Consider the following 16822-nt stretch of genomic DNA (forward strand, 5'->3'; position numbering starts at 1 on the left):
CGATAGGCCCCGGTAGAGCCGGCCGCTGGCCGGCTGCTCTGGGTGTCCGGTTTCAATGAGGTTGCCGGCCAGCGGCCGGCACTACCATCGATAGGCCCCGGTAGAGCCGGCCGCTGGCCGGCTGCTCTGGGTGTCCGGTTCCACTTCGGAAGCGGTCAGCGCGGCTGCTTCACCGGCAGCACCACGCGGAAGCGCGAGCCCACGCCCGGGGTGCTGTCCAGGTCGATGCGGCCGTGATGCTTGTTGATGATGCTGTAGGAGATCGACAGGCCCAGACCGGTGCCACTGCCGACCGGCTTGGTGGTGAAGAACGGATCGAAAATGCGCTGGCGCAGTTCCGGCGAGATGCCGCCGCCGGTGTCTTCGAATTCAACCCAAACGTGATCGCCATCAACGCCGGTGCGCACGGTGATCGTGCCGCGCTCGGCGATGGCATGGCCAGCGTTGAGCAGCAGGTTCATGTAGACCTGGTTCAACTCCGACGGCAGGCACTCCACCAGCGGCAACTGGCCGAATTCGCGTACCAGGGTGACCTTGTACTTGAGTTCGTTCCAGATGATGTTGATGGTCGATTCCAGGCCCGCGTGCAGGTCGACCAGCTTCCACGATTCGTCGCGACCGGAATACGAGAAGTCCTTCAGGTCGCGCACGATGCGGGTAACGCGCTCGATGCCTTCGCGCGATTCCGCCATCAGCTGCGGCAGGTCGCGGCTGATGAAGTCGATGTCCAGGCGGTCACGGATGTCATCGATTTCCGGAATCAGTGCCTTCGGGTCCGGCGCGCGCAGGGCGCGCTCGTAGGCTTCGATCACGGTGAACAGGCTGCGCAGGTACTCCTGCAGGCTGCCCAGGTTGGAGTGCACGTAACCGATCGGGTTGTTGATCTCGTGCGCGACGCCGGCGGCGAGCTGGCCGATCGAGGCCATCTTCTCCGACTGCAGCAGCTTTTCCTGGGTGCCATTGAGGCGCAGGTAGGCCTGGCGCAGCTCGGCGTGGCGCTGCTGCAGTTCGCGCTCGTAGTCTTCCTGCCCTTCGATGTGGCGGAACAACGCAAGGAAATGCCCTTCGCCGACCGGACCATGGTGGTACAGGTGGGCGATGACCACGCCCTCGCCCAGCGGCAGGCTGCCATTCCAGTGGCCATGCTGGCGGGCCTGCTCCAGTGCATCAGGGGGGAGCAGCTCGCGCAGCCGCTGCGGCGGCGGCAATCCGCCGTCCGAGCCACTGGCCAGCAGGTTCTGCGCGGCCGGGTTGGCCAGGGCCACCTGCCCGTCTTCAGTGAACAGCAGCAGGCCTTCGCGCAGGCGCTCAAGCAGGGCCTGCAGCACCGGCTGCGGCGGAAGGGGGGCGGTAACCAGGGCGTTGGCAGCGGACACGGCGACTCGGGGCGTTCGAACAGGCGCCCAATATACGCGGTCATGCAGCGGGCTTCAGCCCACCGGGAGGGGGTGTGCGACCGCCGTCGCGTCAGGCGACGGCGAGTGGCCGGCCGATGCTGACCGTGTGCGACTGGCCCTTGGCATCGTAGGCCGAGGCATCTTCGGTACGGCCGAGCTGGCGCAGCGCCCAGTTCACCTCGCGGCGACGGCGCGACAGCAGCACGCCGTTGGCGCGGTTGCGCTCGGCCAGTTCCTGCAGCTGTTCGCCCTCGCCCACCGGCGGCGCGCCTTCCAGCGCACGCAGCGCTTCCAGCTTGGCGCCGGTGGCCCGGATCAGGGCGTGCACGTCGTGCTCGACCAGGGCCTGGCGCTCAACGTCCAGGGCCTGGGCGAGGCGCTGCAGCGGCTCGCTCATCGCCGCAGTCATCCGTGCAGCTGCTGGTCCAGATCGAGCATGCGCGATGCGATCGCGTCCGGATTGATCTTGTAGGTGCCGTTCTGCAGTGACTCGCGCACGGCCGCCACGCGCTGGGCGTCGATCGCCGGGGCGGTGGTCAGCTCACGCTCGATGGCCTGCAGATTGGTGGCCTCGCCGGTCAGGCGCAGGCTGTCGGCCGCCTCGACCGGGCGCGCCGCCGCATCGGTGCTGACGCCGGGCTTGCTGGCCGGGGTCGTCACGCTGCGCAGTGCCTGGGGGACCTGCAGGTTGCCGTCGATTTTCTGGCTCATGGGGTGTCCTGGAGTTGCCGTTCACAAGGGATAACGGCCGCAGGGCCGTGATCTTTAGGGATATTTTGCGGTAAATCAACGCGCCACGATTACGTCACCTGCGGCGTCGACCGTGCCCTGCACGATCCGCCGCGAGGACAGGTTCTCGACCGAGACCCGCTCGTTCTCACCGGCATCACCCATCGCACGGCCGGCAATGCGCACCTCGACCGAGCCGCGACGCGACACCAGGGCTACATTGTCTCCTCGCTTGATGAGACGCTGGACCACCAGATCGTTGTTCGACAGCAGGGCTCCGGCCTGCAACGGACGGCGGGCGATGCGGCCGATCGCTGCATTGGGATCGGACAGCACCGCGCCGGCAATCCGGGCAGCGTCACGCTGGGCAGTGGTGATATCGGCGGCCGTGAGGGTTTCTCCAGTGCCGATTCCGCGGTTGAGCACCAGCACGGTCTGATTGCGCCGCACCTTCACCGGCACGAACAGGCGCCAGCCGCCCGCATCGGGACAGCTCACCTCCACCGTGGTGTTGGCGGTGGGCTGCACCTGCAACGCGCTGCCGCATTTCGGCAGGCGCAGCGCATCGGCCACCTGCGCCTCGCCTTCACTGCCGGCAGGCAGCGTCGACAGCGCCGCAGTGCGGATGCTGGCCACCGGCTGCCAGTCCGTGGCGCCCGCCCACGGCGCGGCCAGGGCGAGCGCGATGGCGAACAGCGATGTGACCCGGCGCATGGCGCCTCCTGTCGATGGGATCTGGCCCAGCAGCGTGCAAGGGGTGTGCCAGAGACCGGGTCCCGTTGATCGGATCCGGGATGGGGATTCGACCGGATGGGTAGAGTCGACTGCCAGTCGACTTTCGCGCGAAGCGCGGGGTTTCCCGTGATCGGATCGAAGAGCAGTCGACTGACAGTCGACTCTACAAACGCGGTGCGGGCCGCGCGGGCGGCAGAGCGCCCTCAAGTTCCGCCCCCACCACGCCGATACAGCAGCCATGTCCCATGACCTGCTCAACCGGATCGACCAGCGGACCCGACTGGCCGGCCACAACCGCCTGGCGCTGCTGCTGTTCCGCCTCGGCGGACGTCAGCTTTTTGGCGTCAATGTCTTCAAGGTGCAGGAAGTCCTGCGCCGCCCGGAGCTGTTCCAGGTGCCCGGCCTGCCCAGCCAGTTCTCCGGCGTGGCCGACGTGCGCGGCCGCTCGGTGCCGGTACTGGACCTGGGCCTGGCGATCGGCCACCCCGAGCGCGAACCGGACGCGGACACCTCGCCGGGCTACCTGGTCGTCACCGAATTCAACCGCTCGATCCAGGGCTTCCTGGTCAGTGGCGTCGAACGCATCGTCAACATCGCGGTGGAAGACATCCACCCGCCACCGGAGCTGGGCGCCGAGTCGAGCTACCTGACCGCGGTGACCCGCTTCCAGGGCGAGCTGATCCAGGTGATCGACGTTGAGAGCGTGCTGGCCGATATCGCCCAGGTGCGCGGAGAAGCGGTACTCGACCCGGCAATGGCCATGCCCGCCGACGGCCCGCAGCTGCAGGTGCTGGTGGTGGACGACTCGCGCGTGGCCCGCCAGCAGATCCGCAGCGTGCTGGACCAGCTGGGCGTGGGTGCCACCCTGCTTTCCGACGGCAAGCAGGCGCTGGACCACCTGCTGCAGGTCCACGCCTCGGGGGAAAACCCGGCCGAGCGCTATGCCATGGTCATCTCGGACATCGAGATGCCGGCCATGGATGGCTACACGCTGACGACGGAAATCCGGCGCCACCCGGGCCTGGCCGGCCTGTACGTGCTGCTGCACACCTCACTGTCGGGCGTCTTCAACAACGCCATGGTCGAGCGCGTCGGCGCCAATGCGTTCGTCGCCAAGTACTCGCCGCACGAGCTGGCCGACTTCGTGCTGGACCGCCTGCGCAAGGTGGCGCTGGCGGCGTAAGGCCCGCCGAGGGGTCGGATCCCGGAACGGGCTCCGACCCCGCATCGCAACGCGTCAACCACGGGGTCAGAGCCCCTGCGGGGATCTGACCCCCTCTCCATTTGGCACACCCCTTGCAGCTTCCCGGGCAACGTTCCCGTGGGAGTGCACCGTGCGCAACCTGATTACCGACTACCTGGGCGTCCACGCCCAGGCCATGCCGTTGCGCGAACAGCGGATGAAGCTGATCGCCAGCAACCTCGGCAATGCCGACACTCCCGGCTACAAGGCCCAGGACCTGGACTTCGATGCCGCCCTGCGCCACGCCCAGGGGCAGGATGCCAATGGCCTGATGGCCACCACCCATGAGCAGCACTACGAGATCAGTAGTGGCCTGAACCCGTTCCAGATCGCGCGCGAAGGCGTGCAGCCCAGCCTGGACGGCAACACCGTCGACCCCGATGCCGAGCGTGCCGCCTATGGCCGCGCCGCACTGGAATACCGCGCCTCGCTCAGCTTCGTCGAGAGCAAGGTGCGTTCCATGCTGACCGCGATCACGGGGCAATAAGCCATGAGCAACCTGCCGATCTTCGACATCGCCGGCTCCGCGCTGCAGGCGCAGTCGGTGCGCATGAGCACCATCGCCTCCAACCTCTCCAATGCCGACACCGTCGCCGGTTCCGCCGACGCCGTGTACAAGCCGCTGGAACCGATCTTCCAGGCCGTCACCAGCAAGAACGATCCCAACATCACCTCGGTGAAGGTGAAGGAGATCACCCAGAGCGAGGCCGCGCCGATCAAGCGCTACGAGCCGGGCCACCCGCTGGCCGACGCCGATGGCTACGTCTACCAGCCCGATGTCGATCCGGTGGCGCAGATGGTCAACCTGATCTCGACCTCGCGCAATTACCAGGCCGGCGTGGAGATGTTGACCACCGCCAAGGAACTGGCCTTGGCCACCCTGACCATGGGCCGCTGAGGCCCGCAGCACCGGATACCGCCATGACCACCGCCGTCAACAACCAGACCAGCCAGGACGTCTATTCCGCGCTGGGCCTGAACGCCCCCAACAGCAACGCCACGAAAAAGAAGAACACGCTGGACCAGGCCGACTTCCTGCGCCTGATGACCGAGCAGCTGCAGCACCAGGATCCGCTGAAGCCGATGGACAACACGCAGATGGTCGCGCAGATGGCGCAGATGTCCACCGTGCAGGGCATCACCGATCTGAACAAGACGGTGAAGGGCTTCCAGGAGTCGATGGCCAGCGACCAGGTGCTGCGTGGCGCTGCGCTGGTCGGCCACCAGGTGCTGGTGCCGTCGGAAAAGCTGGTGCTGGAGAAGGAAGGCAATGTCGAAGGCACGGTGGCTGCACCGTCGGCCGGCATCATCACCGTGGACATCACCGACGCCAACGGCGCCAAGGTCACCTCGCTGAGCGTGGAAGCCAAGGCTGCCGGCGAAACCGCCTTCCAGTGGGACGGCAAGGATGCCAACGGCAAGCGCATGGAGCCGGGCAAGTACTCCATCGTCGCCAACCATGTCGACACCGCCGGCAAGAGCACCAAGCTGTCCACCTACGTACAGGCGCCGGTGGAGAGCGTGACCGTTGGTTCCGACGGCCTGTACCTGAACCTCAAGGGCCTGGGCACGGCCCCGATCGACTACGTGCTCCGCGTCAGCTGAGCCGCACCTTCCGCATCAACCAGGAGCATCCCATGGGCTTCAATGTCTCGCTGTCCGGCATCAACGCCGCCAACACCGACCTGAGCGTCACCGCCAACAACGTCGCCAACGTCAACACTACCGGCTTCAAGCAGTCGCGCGCGGAGTTCGCCGACCTGTTCGCTTCGACCAGCTACGGCCTGTCGAAGAACCAGACCGGCTCGGGCGTGCGCGTTTCCAACGTCGCCCAGCAGTTCATCCAGGGCCACAACGAGCAGACCGGGCGCAGCCTGGACATGGCCATTTCCGGTGAAGGCTTCTTCACCATGAACATGAATGGTTCGCGCGTGTACTCGCGTGCCGGCAACTTCCAGACCGATTCGGCCGGCTACGTGGTCAACCCGCAGGGTGCGCGCCTGCAGGTGTTCGCGCCGAATGCCGATGGCACCAACTTTGATGCCGGCCGCCTGGTCGACCTGCAGCTGCTGACCACCGACAGCCCGCCGAAGCAGACCAGCGAAGTGAAGGTTGGCTTCACCCTGCCGGCCAACGCCAAGCAGCCGACGGTGGCGACCTTCGACCCGGCCGATTCGAACAGCTACAACCACTCCAGCGGTGGCATCACCGTGTACGACTCGCTGGGCGTGAGCCACATCCAGGTCTCGTACTTCGTCAAGGGCGCCAACCCCAACGAATGGACCGTGCGCAATTACGTCGATGGCCAGCCGGCCGGCGCACCGACCCCGGTCACCTTCGACAACAGCGGCAAGCTGGTCGCACCGGCCAACGGCAAGGTCAGCCTCGGCACCTTCACCCCGACCACCGGTGCCGGCCAGTTGAACATGACGCTGGACATCAGCGGCTCCACCCAGTACGGCGAGAAGTTCGCCCTGCGCAATACCCAGCAGGACGGCTATGCCGCCGGCAAGCTCAACGAAGTGACCGTGTCCGAATCCGGCGTGGTTTACGCCCGCTATTCCAACGGCGACGACAAGCCGCTGGGCCAGGTCGCCCTGACCACCTTCAACAACACGCAGGGCCTGGAATCGAAGGGCAACAACCTGTGGGTGGAGACCTTCGAATCGGGCACGCCGCGCACCGGCATGCCGGACACCTCCAACCTCGGCAAGATCCAGGCCGGCTCGCTGGAAGCATCCACCGTCGATCTCACCGAGCAACTGGTCAACATGATCACCGCGCAGCGCAACTTCCAGGCCAACGCGCAGATGATCACCACGCAGGACCAGATCACCCAGACCGTCATCAACATCCGTTGATGAGCTGCTGACCCTGTCACGGAACTCCCCGCATGGATAAAGCTCTTTACGTGGCGATGACCGGTGCCCGCGCCTCCCTGCAGGCGCAGGGAACGCTCAGCCACAACCTCGCCAACTCGGACACCCCTGGCTTCAAGGAAGCGCTGGCCAACACCGAAGCGTTCCCGATCAAGGGCCCGGGCTTTGCCTCGCGGGTGGATGCGCTGCACGTCGACGCCGGCTTCAACCGTACGCCCGGCTCGCAGCACATCACCGGCAAGCCGCTGGATCTGTCCCTGCAGACCGGCACCTGGCTGGCCGTGCAGTCCAGCGACGGCAGTGAGGCGTACACGCGCGGCGCTGCATTGTCGGTCACCCCGAACGGCCAGCTGGTGACCTCCAGCGGCCGTCCGGTACTGGATGACAACAACAACCCGATCGCCATTCCGCCCTACCAGGCGATGGAAATCGGTGCCGACGGCACGCTCTCGATCATCCCGCAGGGCGAAGGCCCGCAGACCATGGCGCAGATCGGCCGGATCAAGGTGGTACAGGCGCCGGACGAGCGCCTCGAGCGTGGCCTGGATGGCCTGTTCCGCAACACCGACCCACTGCAGCCGTTCGCACCGGCACAGGGCACGGCCGTGCACAGCGGCCAGCTGGAAGGCAGCAACGTCGATGCCGCCGGTGCACTGGTGCAGATGATCCAGCTGCAGCGCCAGTACGAAATGCAGGTGCAGGTGATCAAGCACGGCGACGACAACGCGCGCAGTGCCAACAGCCTGCTGCGCCTGGGCAGCTGACGGAATTCCGGCGCCGCCCGGGCGCGGCGCTGGCACACCGCTTGCACACCCGTTACCAGGGGCCGCATCGCGCGGCCGGCTTTACCCAGACAGGACACCGAAGATGAACCAGGCATTGTGGATCGCGAAAACCGGACTGGATGCGCAGCAGATGCGCATGTCGGTGGTTTCCAACAACCTCGCCAACACCAACACCACCGGCTTCAAGCAGGACCGTGCCAGCTTCGAGGACCTGCTGTACCAGCAGGTACGCCAGCCCGGCGGCTCTTCGTCGGCGCAGACCCAGCTGCCGACCGGCCTGCAGCTGGGTACCGGTGTACGCGTGGTCGCCACCGCCAAGAATTTCGAGCAGGGTGGCCAGCAGCAGACCGGCCGTGCGCTGGACGTGATGGTCAACGGCCGCGGCTTCTTCGAAGTGCAGATGCCCGACGGCAGCTCGGCCTACACCCGTGATGGCTCGTTCAAGATCAACCAGGACAGCGAGCTGGTCACCAACAGCGGCTACCCGGTGCAGCCCGGCATCCAGATTCCCGAGGGCGCACAGTCGGTGACCATCGGTACCGACGGCACCATCAGCGTGAAGATGGCCGACGGCGCGGCGTCAGTGGAAGTGGGTGCGCTGACCCTGACCGACTTCGTCAATCCGGCCGGCCTGCAGGCACGCGGCGAGAACCTGTTCCTGGAAACCACCGCTTCCGGTCCGGCACAGAACGGCAATCCCGGGCTCAACGGCCTCGGCACCGTGGTGCAGGGCGCGCTGGAAGGCAGCAACGTCAATGTGGTCGAAGAGCTGGTGTCGATGATCGAAACCCAGCGCGCCTACGAAATGAACGCCAAGGCAATCTCCACCACCGATTCGATGCTCGGCTATCTCAACAACAAGCTCTGACCGGCCCAACCGGGAAACCGCCATGTCGCCCATTTCCAGATTCACCCGCACTGCCCTCGCCTGCGCCGTGGTCGCCCTGCTCGGTGGCTGCGTGATCGCCGGCGACGTGCGCCCCTACGCGGCGATGGCACCGATCCAGCCGATCATGCCGCCGCAGGCCGCGCCGACCGCCGGTGCGATCTACGCTGCCGGCCCGACCCTGCAGCTGTACTCGGACCGCCGCGCACGCGATGTCGGCGACCTGCTGACCATCACCCTGCTGGAAAACACCACCGCGCAGACCAGCGCCAACACGGCCACCAACAAGGAATCCAACCTGAGCCTGGGCACGCCGTCCATCCTCGGTGCGCCGGTCACCCTGGGCGGCAAGGACATCCTCAGTGCGACGGCCAAGGGCGCGCGTGACTTCACCGGCAAGGGCAACAGCGCGCAGAGCAACCGCCTGCAGGGCAGTGTCACCGTCACGGTGATCCAGCGCCTGCCCAATGGCAACCTGGTGGTACAGGGGCAGAAGAACCTGCGGCTGAACCAGGGTGATGAACTGGTACAGGTGCAGGGCATCGTGCGCCCGGGCGACATCAGCCAGGACAACACCATTCCTTCCAGCCGCGTGGCCGAAGCCCGCATCGTCTACGGCGGCCGCGGCCCGGTCGCGCAGTCCAACGCGATGGGCTGGCTGAGCCGCTTCTTCAATTCCGGCCTGACGCCGTTCTGAGTATGGCCATGAAACTCCTCCCCTCTTCTTCCTGGCATCGCCGCGTGGCGTCGTTCGTCGCGCTGATGCTGCTGGTCGTGGCAGCCCCGGCCAGCGCCGAGCGCATCAAGGACCTGGCCCAGGTCGGCGGCGTGCGTGGTAACGCCCTGGTGGGCTACGGCCTGGTGGTCGGCCTGGATGGCAGCGGCGACCGCACCAGCCAGGCGCCCTTCACCGTGCAGAGCCTGAAGAACCTGCTCGGCGAGCTGGGCGTGAACGTACCGGCCAACGTCAATCCGCAGCTGAAGAATGTTGCGGCCGTCGCGATCCATGCCGAGCTGCCGCCGTTCGCCAAGCCGGGCCAGCCGATCGACATCACCGTGTCGTCGATCGGCAACGCCGTCTCGCTGCGCGGCGGCTCGCTGCTGATGGCCCCGCTGCGCGGCGCCGACGGCCAGATCTATGCGATCGCGCAGGGCAACCTGATCGTCGGCGGCTTTGGTGCGCAGGGCAAGGATGGTTCGCGGGTTTCGGTGAACGTACCGAGCGTGGGCCGCATTCCCAATGGCGCCACGGTCGAGCGTGCCCTGCCCGACCCGCTGGCCAATGGCGGCGACATCACGCTGAACCTGCACAACAACGATTTCACCACCGTTTCGCGCATGGTCGCCGCACTCAACAACGCGTTCGGCGAAGGCGCCGCGCGTGCGGTCGACGGCGTGACCGTGGCCGTGACTGCGCCGACCGATCCGGGCGCACGCATCGGCCTGCTGGCCCGCATCGAGAACCTGGAGCTGACCCCGGGCAGCGCCCCGGCCAAGGTCGTGGTCAATTCCCGCACCGGCACGGTGGTCATCGGCCAGCAGGTGCGGGTCGGCCCTGCCGCGATCTCGCATGGTTCGCTGACGGTGACGATCCAGGAGAACACCAACGTCAGCCAACCCAATGCCCTGTCCGGTGGCCGTACCGTGGCCAGCCCACAGTCGACCATCACCGCCACCAACGACGGCAGCCGCATGTTCAAGTTCAGCGGCGGCACCACCCTGGACGAGATCGTGCACGCGGTGAACGCCGTGGGCGCGGCGCCGGGCGACCTGATCGCGATCCTGGAAGCCCTGAAGCAGGCCGGCGCATTGAGTGCCGAGCTCGAGGTGATCTGACATGCGCATCAATCCCGCATTCGACCTGCACCCGGCGCAGCAGAACGACCCGGCGAAGATCGACAAGGTCGCACGCCAGCTGGAAGGCCAGTTCGCACAGATGCTGGTCAAGAGCATGCGTGATGCCAGTTTCGGCGACTCGCTGTTTCCCGGCGAGAACAAGATGTTCCGCGACATGTACGACCAGAAGATCGCCGAGGCGATGACCCGCGGCAAGGGGCTGGGCCTGTCCGGCATGATCAGCCGCCAGCTGTCCGGCCAGGCCGCCGACGGCCCCGCGCTGGATACCCGCGTGGATCCGGCCAAGGCCAGCCGCGCCTACCAGCTCAACGCGCCGGACAAGCCGGCACCGTCGCTGCCGTTGGAAGATGGCAGCCAGGCCGTGCGCATGCTGCAGCAGATGGCGGCCGGCGCACAGCACGGCGCGCAGGCCGCGCTGGCACCGATGGAACAGGCACTGGACCTGATCGCCGGTCGCGAAAGCAGCAGCCTGCACCGCTCGCTGGGCACCGAGGATCCGTACATCGGCAACCTGCAGGGCGAGGACTGGTCCACCAACAACGACCAGTGGTCGGCGACGGCCAGCAACCGCGGTACGGCCATGAGCCAGGCCGATGCGATGGCTACCCGCACCGCCGTGGCCCAGCTGGGGCCGCACACGCCGGAAGGTTTCGTCGCCAGCATCTGGCAGCACGCGCAGAGCGCGGCCAGGGAACTGGGCGTGGATGCCCGTGCGCTGGTCGCCCAGGCCGCGTTGGAAACCGGCTGGGGCAAGCGCCACATCCGCCAGTCCGACGGCAGTACCTCGCACAATCTGTTCGGCATCAAGGCCACCGGCTGGAGCGGCCAGCGCGTTGAAGCCGGCACCCACGAATACGTGGATGGCGTACGCCGCAACGAAACCGCCAGCTTCCGCGCCTACAGCTCGCCGGCCGAAAGCTTCGCCGACTACGTGCGCCTGCTGAAGACCAGCCCGCGCTACCAGCAGGCCCTGCAGGCCGGCACCGACGTGCAGGGCTTCGCCCGTGGCCTGCAGCGCGCCGGCTATGCCACCGACCCGCGCTATGCGGCCAAGATCGCCGCGATCGCCGGCGGCCCGACCATCGAGCGTGCCGTAGCGGCCGTGACCGACGCCGGCGCGCGCCTTGGCCAGACCTTCGCCAGCACCGCGACCGCGGCGCTGGGTATCACCCGTCGTTGAGGAACCCCATGTCCAGCGTACTTTCCACCGGTACCGGTGCCCTGCTCGCCTTCCAGCGTGCGTTGGCGACCACCAGCCACAACGTGGCCAACCTCAATACGCCCGGCTACAGCCGGCAGAAGGTCAACTTCGCTACCGCCGACCCGCAGAACTACGGCTATGGCACGGTCGGCAACGGCACCCGGATCACTGACATCCGCCGCACGGCCGACCAGCTGGCGATCTCGCGCCTGCTCGACAGCAGCGGTGAACTGGCGCGCCTGAAACAGCTTTCGGGCATGGCCGACCGGGTCAACGCGCTGTTCTCCGATGCGGCCACCAATGTGGCCGGCGTCTGGTCGAACTTCTTCGATTCGGTCAGTGGCCTGTCGTCCAACGCGGCCGGCACCGCCGACCGCCAGAACATGCTCGACGGCGGCAAGGCGTTGGCCAACCGCTTTGTGCAGCTCAACACGCACTTGAACAACCTCAACAGCGAGGTCAACAACGGCCTGCTGGCCGGTGCCACCGAGGTCAACCGCCTGGCGCAGGAAATCGCGCAGATCAACGGCGCCATCGGCACCAACATCGCCTCTGCCGCACCCGATCTGCTCGACCGCCGCGACCAGCTGATCACCCAGCTGATCGGCTACACCGGTGGCACGGCGGTGATCCAGGACGGCGGCATCATGAATGTCTACACCGCCGGCGGCAACGCGCTGGTGGTGGGTACCACGGCGACCAAGGTCACCACCGTGGCCGACCCGTACCAGCCCGAGCGCCTGCAGTTGGCGCTGGAGACCCAGGGCAACACCATCCGCCTCGACCCGAAGGCGGTCGGCGGCCAGATCGGTGGCCTGCTGGAATTCCGCGACACCGTGCTGACCCCTGCCCAGGCTGAACTGGGCAAGCTGGCGGTGGGCCTGGCCGAGAGCTTCAACCAGGCGCACCACCAGGGCGTGGACCTGTATGGCCAGCTGGGCGGGGACTTCTTCACCATCGGCAACCCGCGCGTCACCGGCAACAACAGCAATACCGGCACCGCCAGCCTCAGCGCAACCTACGGCGACCTGGGCAAGCTGGACGCGCAGAACGTGGTGCTGCAGTTCGATGGCACCAACTGGAAGGCCAGCCGCGCCGACACCGGCGCCAGCATCCCGCTGACCGGCACCGGCACCGCCGCCGATCCGCTGGTGATCAACGGCGTCAAGCTGGTCGTCGGCGGTACGCCGGCTGCAAATGACCGCTTCCTGCTGCAGCCGACCGCGGGCGTGGCCGGCAGCATGGAAGTGGCAATCACCGATCCGTCGCGCATCGCCGCCGCTGCAGCGGTGAAGGGCGCGGCCGCCACCGCCAACACCGGTACCGGCAAGCTGAGCGGTGTCACCGTCACCGATTCGACCAACGCCAACCTGCGCAATCCGTCGGCGATCGTGTTCACCTCGGCCACCACCTACACCATCGACGGTGGGCCGCCGCAGACCTACACGCCCGGCCAGACCATCAGCGCCAACGGCTGGAGCTTCGTGCTGGACGGTGCACCGAAGGTGGGCGATACCTTCAACATCACCCCGACCCCGGCCGGTTCGTCGGACAACAGCAACGCGTCGAAGCTGGCCAAGGTGGAAAGCGCGAAGGCGTTCAACGCCGGAACGGTGACACTGAACGGTGCACTGGGTGGCCTGACCACCCAGGTCGGCGCCGCCGCCCGCTCGGCCGAGTACTCGCTCGACGCGCAGCTGGTGATCAATGACAAGGCGCAGGAAGCCCGCGACGAAGTCTCCGGCGTGAACCTGGACGAGGAAGCGGCGGACATGCTGCGCCTGCAGCAGGCCTACCAGGCCGCCTCGCAGCTGATCTCGACCGCCGACAGCATGTTCCAGACCATCCTGGGAGCCGTCCGCCGATGAGCAGCCGCATCTCCACCAGCATGATGTTCAACCAGTCGGTGTCGCTGATGATGGCCAAGCAGGCCAAGCTCAGCCATCTGGAGCAGCAGATCGCCACCGGCAGCAAGATCGTCAGCGCCAAGGACGATCCGGTTGCCGCCGGCACCGCGGTCGGCCTTGACCGCAGCCTGGCTGCACTGGACCGCATGAAGCTCAATGCCGGCAACGTGCAGAACCGCCTGGGCGTGCAGGAAAACACCCTGGCACAGGTCAACGACCTGATGGCACGCGTCAACGATCTGACCATCCAGGCCAGCAATCCGGCGCTGAGCGCGGCGGACAAGAAGACGCTGATCACCGAGGTCAACCAGATCCGCGACGGCCTGCTGTCGCTGGCCAACGCCGATGATGGCACCGGCCGCTACGTGTTCGGTGGCACCAACGACGGCGACCCGCCGTTTGCCAAGATCAACGGCAAAGTGGTCTACCGTGGCGACCAGACCCAGCGCCAGGTCGAAGTCGGTCCGGATACCTACGTGAAGGACGCGCTGCCCGGCAGCGAGATCTTCATGCGCATTCCCACCGGCGATGGCTTCGTCGACGGCAGCGCCGCGGCCGGCAACACCGGCAACGGCGTGCTGACCAACATCACCCGCGACGGCAGCGACAGCTGGAACGGCCAGGGCTTCAGCGTGCGCTTCACCACTGGCAACCAGTACGAGGTGGTGGATGGTGCGGGCAACGTGACCGGAGCCGGCACCTACAAGGCCGGCGACGATCTGGAAGTGAACGGTGTGCGCCTGCGCATCACCGGCGCACCGGCGGCGGGTGACAGCTTCAACGTACAGGCCGCCAGCAGCCGAGACATCTTCTCCACCATGGACAACCTGGTGGCGGCGCTGGGTGCCGACACCGGTACCACCGCACAGATGACCGCGCAGCAGAACCAGCTGCAGAGCGCACTGCGCGACGTGGCGCGCGCTTCCGAGCGGATGATCGATTCGCGTGCCGCAGGCGGTGCGCAGTTGAAGGCGCTGGACAATGCGGCCGACATGCGCGAGGCCAATGGCGTGACCCTGAAGACCACGCTGTCGCAGATGCGCGACCTGGATTACGCCGATGCGCTGAGCCAGTACCAGCTGCAGAGCACCGCGCTGCAGGCGGCGCAGACGATCTTCTCGCAGATGCAGTCGATGTCGCTGTTCAACAAGCTGCGCTGACGCGCCGCCCGAGTCAGTCCCGAAAGGCCGCGATGCCCTGCATCGCGGCCTTTTTCGTTTGCGCGCCTGCCCGCCGCTGCGCGGCTACCTGGCCGTCGCCGACCGATTTTCCGTGATTCTCCATCAAGCCCGGCCCGACCCCGCCGATACCTTCATCAGCGCTGGTCAGGCCCTGCCCGACCGCCCCTCCCGGGGCCGCTTCCACCCTGGCAACAGGGCTGAAAACCCCGGGAAAACAGCTTCAGGCAACGAATTCTGGCTTCAACGGAATTCACGGCTAAAGGTTGTTGACAAAGCGCCGTTATTCATTTGGCAACGGCGAAGCACACAGCCACACAAAAAAACAGGCGGCGCTTCGTTTCATTCACCAACGGGTTCCATATAAGAGGAGACGACCCCATGGCACAGGTAATCAACACCAATACGATGTCGCTCAACGCTCAGCGCAACCTGAGCACCAGCGGCAGCTCGCTCGCCACCACCATCCAGCGCCTCTCGTCCGGCCTGCGCATCAACAGCGCGAAGGACGACGCGGCCGGCCTGGCCATCAGCGAGCGCTTCACCACCCAGATCCGCGGTCTGGACGTGGCCATCCGCAATGCCAACGACGGCATCTCGCTGGCCCAGGTCGCCGAGGGTTCGCTGAACGAAGTCGGCAACAACCTGCAGCGCATCCGCGAACTGGGTGTGCAGGCCTCCAATGCCACCAACTCGGCCAGCGACCGCAAGGCCCTGCAGGCTGAAGTGACCCAGCTGGTCAGCGAGATCGACCGCGTCGCCAAGCAGGCCGACTTCAACGGCACCAAGCTGCTGGACGGCAGCTTCACCAGCCAGCTGTTCCAGGTGGGTGCCAACGCCGGACAGGCCATCGCCATCAACAGCGTGGTCAACGCCAAGGCCGATTCGCTGGGCGCGGCCACCTTCGCCAACGGTTATACCGGCACCGCACTGGCGGTGGACAAGGCGACGGCCGACACCACCTACTCCGGCCTGCAGGTCTCGGTCACCCCGCCGGGCGGCACCGCCACCACGGTCACCATCAGCGACTTCACGGTGAAGGCCGGCGAATCGATCACCTCGGCCACCGCCGCGGCGATCAACAACAAGCTGGGCGAAACCGGCGTGGTTGCCTCGGTCAATGCCGGCGTCGTCAGCCTGGCCTCGGTCAAGGATGGCCAGACCTTCGCGCTGGGTGTCAGCGCGGCGACTCCGCCGGCCGGCGCCACCGCCGCGACCCTCGCCGGCCTGGGCCTGACCGAGACCAGCACCAACGGCGGCACCCTGACCGGTGCAGCGGCCAGCTTCGTCAAGGACCTGAACGTCACTACCGCCGAAGGCGCACAGAAGGCGATGTCGATCGTCGACAAGGCCCTGGAATCGGTCAACAGCGTCCGCGCCGACCTCGGCGCGATCCAGAACCGCTTCACCTCGGTGGTGGCCAACCTGCAGACCTCCTCGGAGAACCTGTCCGCGTCGCGCAGCCGCATCCGCGATACCGACTTCGCCAAGGAAACCGCCGAACTGACCCGCACCCAGATCCTGCAGCAGGCCGGTACGGCCATGCTGGCCCAGGCCAACCAGGTACCGCAGAACGTGCTCAGCCTGTTGCAGCGCTGACATGAGCCGCCCCCGGGGCACGTCGGGGGCGTCTAACCCAACTCACGTGCAACCGCTCAAGGACCTCTCCTCATGGCACAAGTCATCAACACCAATACGATGTCGTTGAATGCTCAGCGTAACCTGAGCACCAGCGGCAGCTCGCTGGCTACCACCATCCAGCGCCTGTCCTCCGGTTCGCGCATCAACAGCGCCAAGGACGACGCCGCCGGCCTGGCGATCTCCGAGCGCTTCGGCACGCAGATCCGCGGTACCGACGTCGCCATCCGCAATGCCAACGACGGTATCTCGCTGGCCCAGGTCGCCGAAGGTTCGCTGACCGAAATCGGCAACAACCTGCAGCGCGTCCGCGAGCTGTCGGTGCAGGCCTCCAACGCCACCAACTCGGCCAGCGACCGCAAGGCGCTGCAGGCCGAAGTGACCCAG

The 16822-nt window shown here is 66.8% G+C and carries 18 protein-coding genes; 14 read left to right on the forward strand and 4 right to left on the reverse strand.

Features of this window, described 5'->3' with window-relative positions:
* Positions 1-155: 155 nt before the first annotated feature.
* The 4 genes from AC5P6H_RS19135 to flgA all read right to left on the reverse strand — a co-directional run bounded on the left by AC5P6H_RS19135 (position 156) and on the right by flgA (position 2840).
* On the reverse strand, positions 156-1376 hold the full coding sequence (locus AC5P6H_RS19135; protein ID WP_014647069.1) for an ATP-binding protein: 1221 nt from the start codon (positions 1374-1376) through the stop codon (positions 156-158).
* A gap of 91 nt (positions 1377-1467) precedes the next feature.
* Positions 1468-1806, reverse strand: coding sequence for a FlgN family protein (locus tag AC5P6H_RS19140; protein WP_014037132.1), 339 nt, complete (start codon positions 1804-1806; stop codon positions 1468-1470).
* Positions 1803-2108, reverse strand: coding sequence for a flagellar biosynthesis anti-sigma factor FlgM (flgM, locus tag AC5P6H_RS19145; RefSeq protein WP_014647067.1), 306 nt, complete (start codon positions 2106-2108; stop codon positions 1803-1805). The genes AC5P6H_RS19140 and flgM overlap by 4 nt, the downstream gene beginning before the upstream one ends.
* A gap of 75 nt (positions 2109-2183) precedes the next feature.
* Positions 2184-2840 (reverse strand): flagellar basal body P-ring formation chaperone FlgA, encoded by a 657-nt coding sequence (gene flgA, locus AC5P6H_RS19150; RefSeq protein WP_032961903.1) that lies wholly within the window; start codon positions 2838-2840, stop codon positions 2184-2186.
* Positions 2841-3099: 259 nt separating this feature from the next.
* Between flgA and AC5P6H_RS19155 the strand changes: the two genes are divergently transcribed.
* The 14 genes from AC5P6H_RS19155 to AC5P6H_RS19220 all read left to right on the forward strand — a co-directional run.
* Complete coding sequence (locus tag AC5P6H_RS19155; RefSeq protein ID WP_014037130.1) at positions 3100-4044, forward strand: chemotaxis protein; 945 nt, start codon at positions 3100-3102, stop codon at positions 4042-4044.
* 151 nt (positions 4045-4195) lie between these two features.
* Positions 4196-4591, forward strand: coding sequence for a flagellar basal body rod protein FlgB (flgB, locus tag AC5P6H_RS19160; protein WP_005409576.1), 396 nt, complete (start codon positions 4196-4198; stop codon positions 4589-4591).
* Positions 4592-4594: 3 nt separating this feature from the next.
* On the forward strand, positions 4595-5002 hold the full coding sequence (gene flgC, locus AC5P6H_RS19165) for a flagellar basal body rod protein FlgC (protein ID WP_346601579.1): 408 nt from the start codon (positions 4595-4597) through the stop codon (positions 5000-5002).
* 23 nt (positions 5003-5025) lie between these two features.
* Complete coding sequence (locus AC5P6H_RS19170; protein ID WP_014647064.1) at positions 5026-5709, forward strand: flagellar hook assembly protein FlgD; 684 nt, start codon at positions 5026-5028, stop codon at positions 5707-5709.
* 32 nt (positions 5710-5741) lie between these two features.
* Positions 5742-6965 carry a flagellar hook protein FlgE gene (flgE, locus tag AC5P6H_RS19175; RefSeq protein WP_014647063.1) on the forward strand — a complete coding sequence of 408 codons (1224 nt, stop codon included), beginning with the start codon at positions 5742-5744 and terminating at the stop codon, positions 6963-6965.
* Positions 6966-6997: 32 nt separating this feature from the next.
* Positions 6998-7747 (forward strand): flagellar basal body rod protein FlgF, encoded by a 750-nt coding sequence (locus AC5P6H_RS19180; protein ID WP_032961905.1) that lies wholly within the window; start codon positions 6998-7000, stop codon positions 7745-7747.
* Positions 7748-7850: 103 nt separating this feature from the next.
* Positions 7851-8636 (forward strand): flagellar basal-body rod protein FlgG, encoded by a 786-nt coding sequence (gene flgG, locus AC5P6H_RS19185; RefSeq protein ID WP_005409571.1) that lies wholly within the window; start codon positions 7851-7853, stop codon positions 8634-8636.
* Between the two features lie 22 nt (positions 8637-8658).
* Positions 8659-9351, forward strand: coding sequence for a flagellar basal body L-ring protein FlgH (flgH, locus tag AC5P6H_RS19190; protein ID WP_014647061.1), 693 nt, complete (start codon positions 8659-8661; stop codon positions 9349-9351).
* 2 nt (positions 9352-9353) lie between these two features.
* A complete protein-coding gene (locus AC5P6H_RS19195) occupies positions 9354-10490 on the forward strand; it encodes a flagellar basal body P-ring protein FlgI (protein ID WP_126412115.1) in 1137 nt (378 codons plus the stop codon).
* A 1-nt stretch (position 10491) separates the two neighbouring features.
* Positions 10492-11691, forward strand: coding sequence for a flagellar assembly peptidoglycan hydrolase FlgJ (gene flgJ / locus AC5P6H_RS19200; protein WP_014647059.1), 1200 nt, complete (start codon positions 10492-10494; stop codon positions 11689-11691).
* Positions 11692-11699: 8 nt separating this feature from the next.
* Positions 11700-13580: a flagellar hook-associated protein FlgK gene (flgK, locus tag AC5P6H_RS19205; protein ID WP_032961912.1), complete on the forward strand. Its 1881-nt coding sequence runs from the start codon at positions 11700-11702 to the stop codon at positions 13578-13580.
* Entirely contained in the window at positions 13577-14779 is a 1203-nt protein-coding gene (gene flgL / locus AC5P6H_RS19210; RefSeq protein ID WP_495202976.1) for a flagellar hook-associated protein FlgL, read from the forward strand. The genes flgK and flgL overlap by 4 nt, the downstream gene beginning before the upstream one ends.
* Positions 14780-15178: 399 nt before the next feature.
* Positions 15179-16396: a flagellin gene (locus AC5P6H_RS19215; protein ID WP_032961916.1), complete on the forward strand. Its 1218-nt coding sequence runs from the start codon at positions 15179-15181 to the stop codon at positions 16394-16396.
* A gap of 72 nt (positions 16397-16468) precedes the next feature.
* Positions 16469-16822: flagellin N-terminal helical domain-containing protein (locus AC5P6H_RS19220; protein ID WP_495202977.1), on the forward strand; the 354-nt coding region annotated here is incomplete at its 3' end.

The sequence above is a fragment of the Stenotrophomonas sp. YJH_SMC_110 genome, from assembly GCF_059369255.1.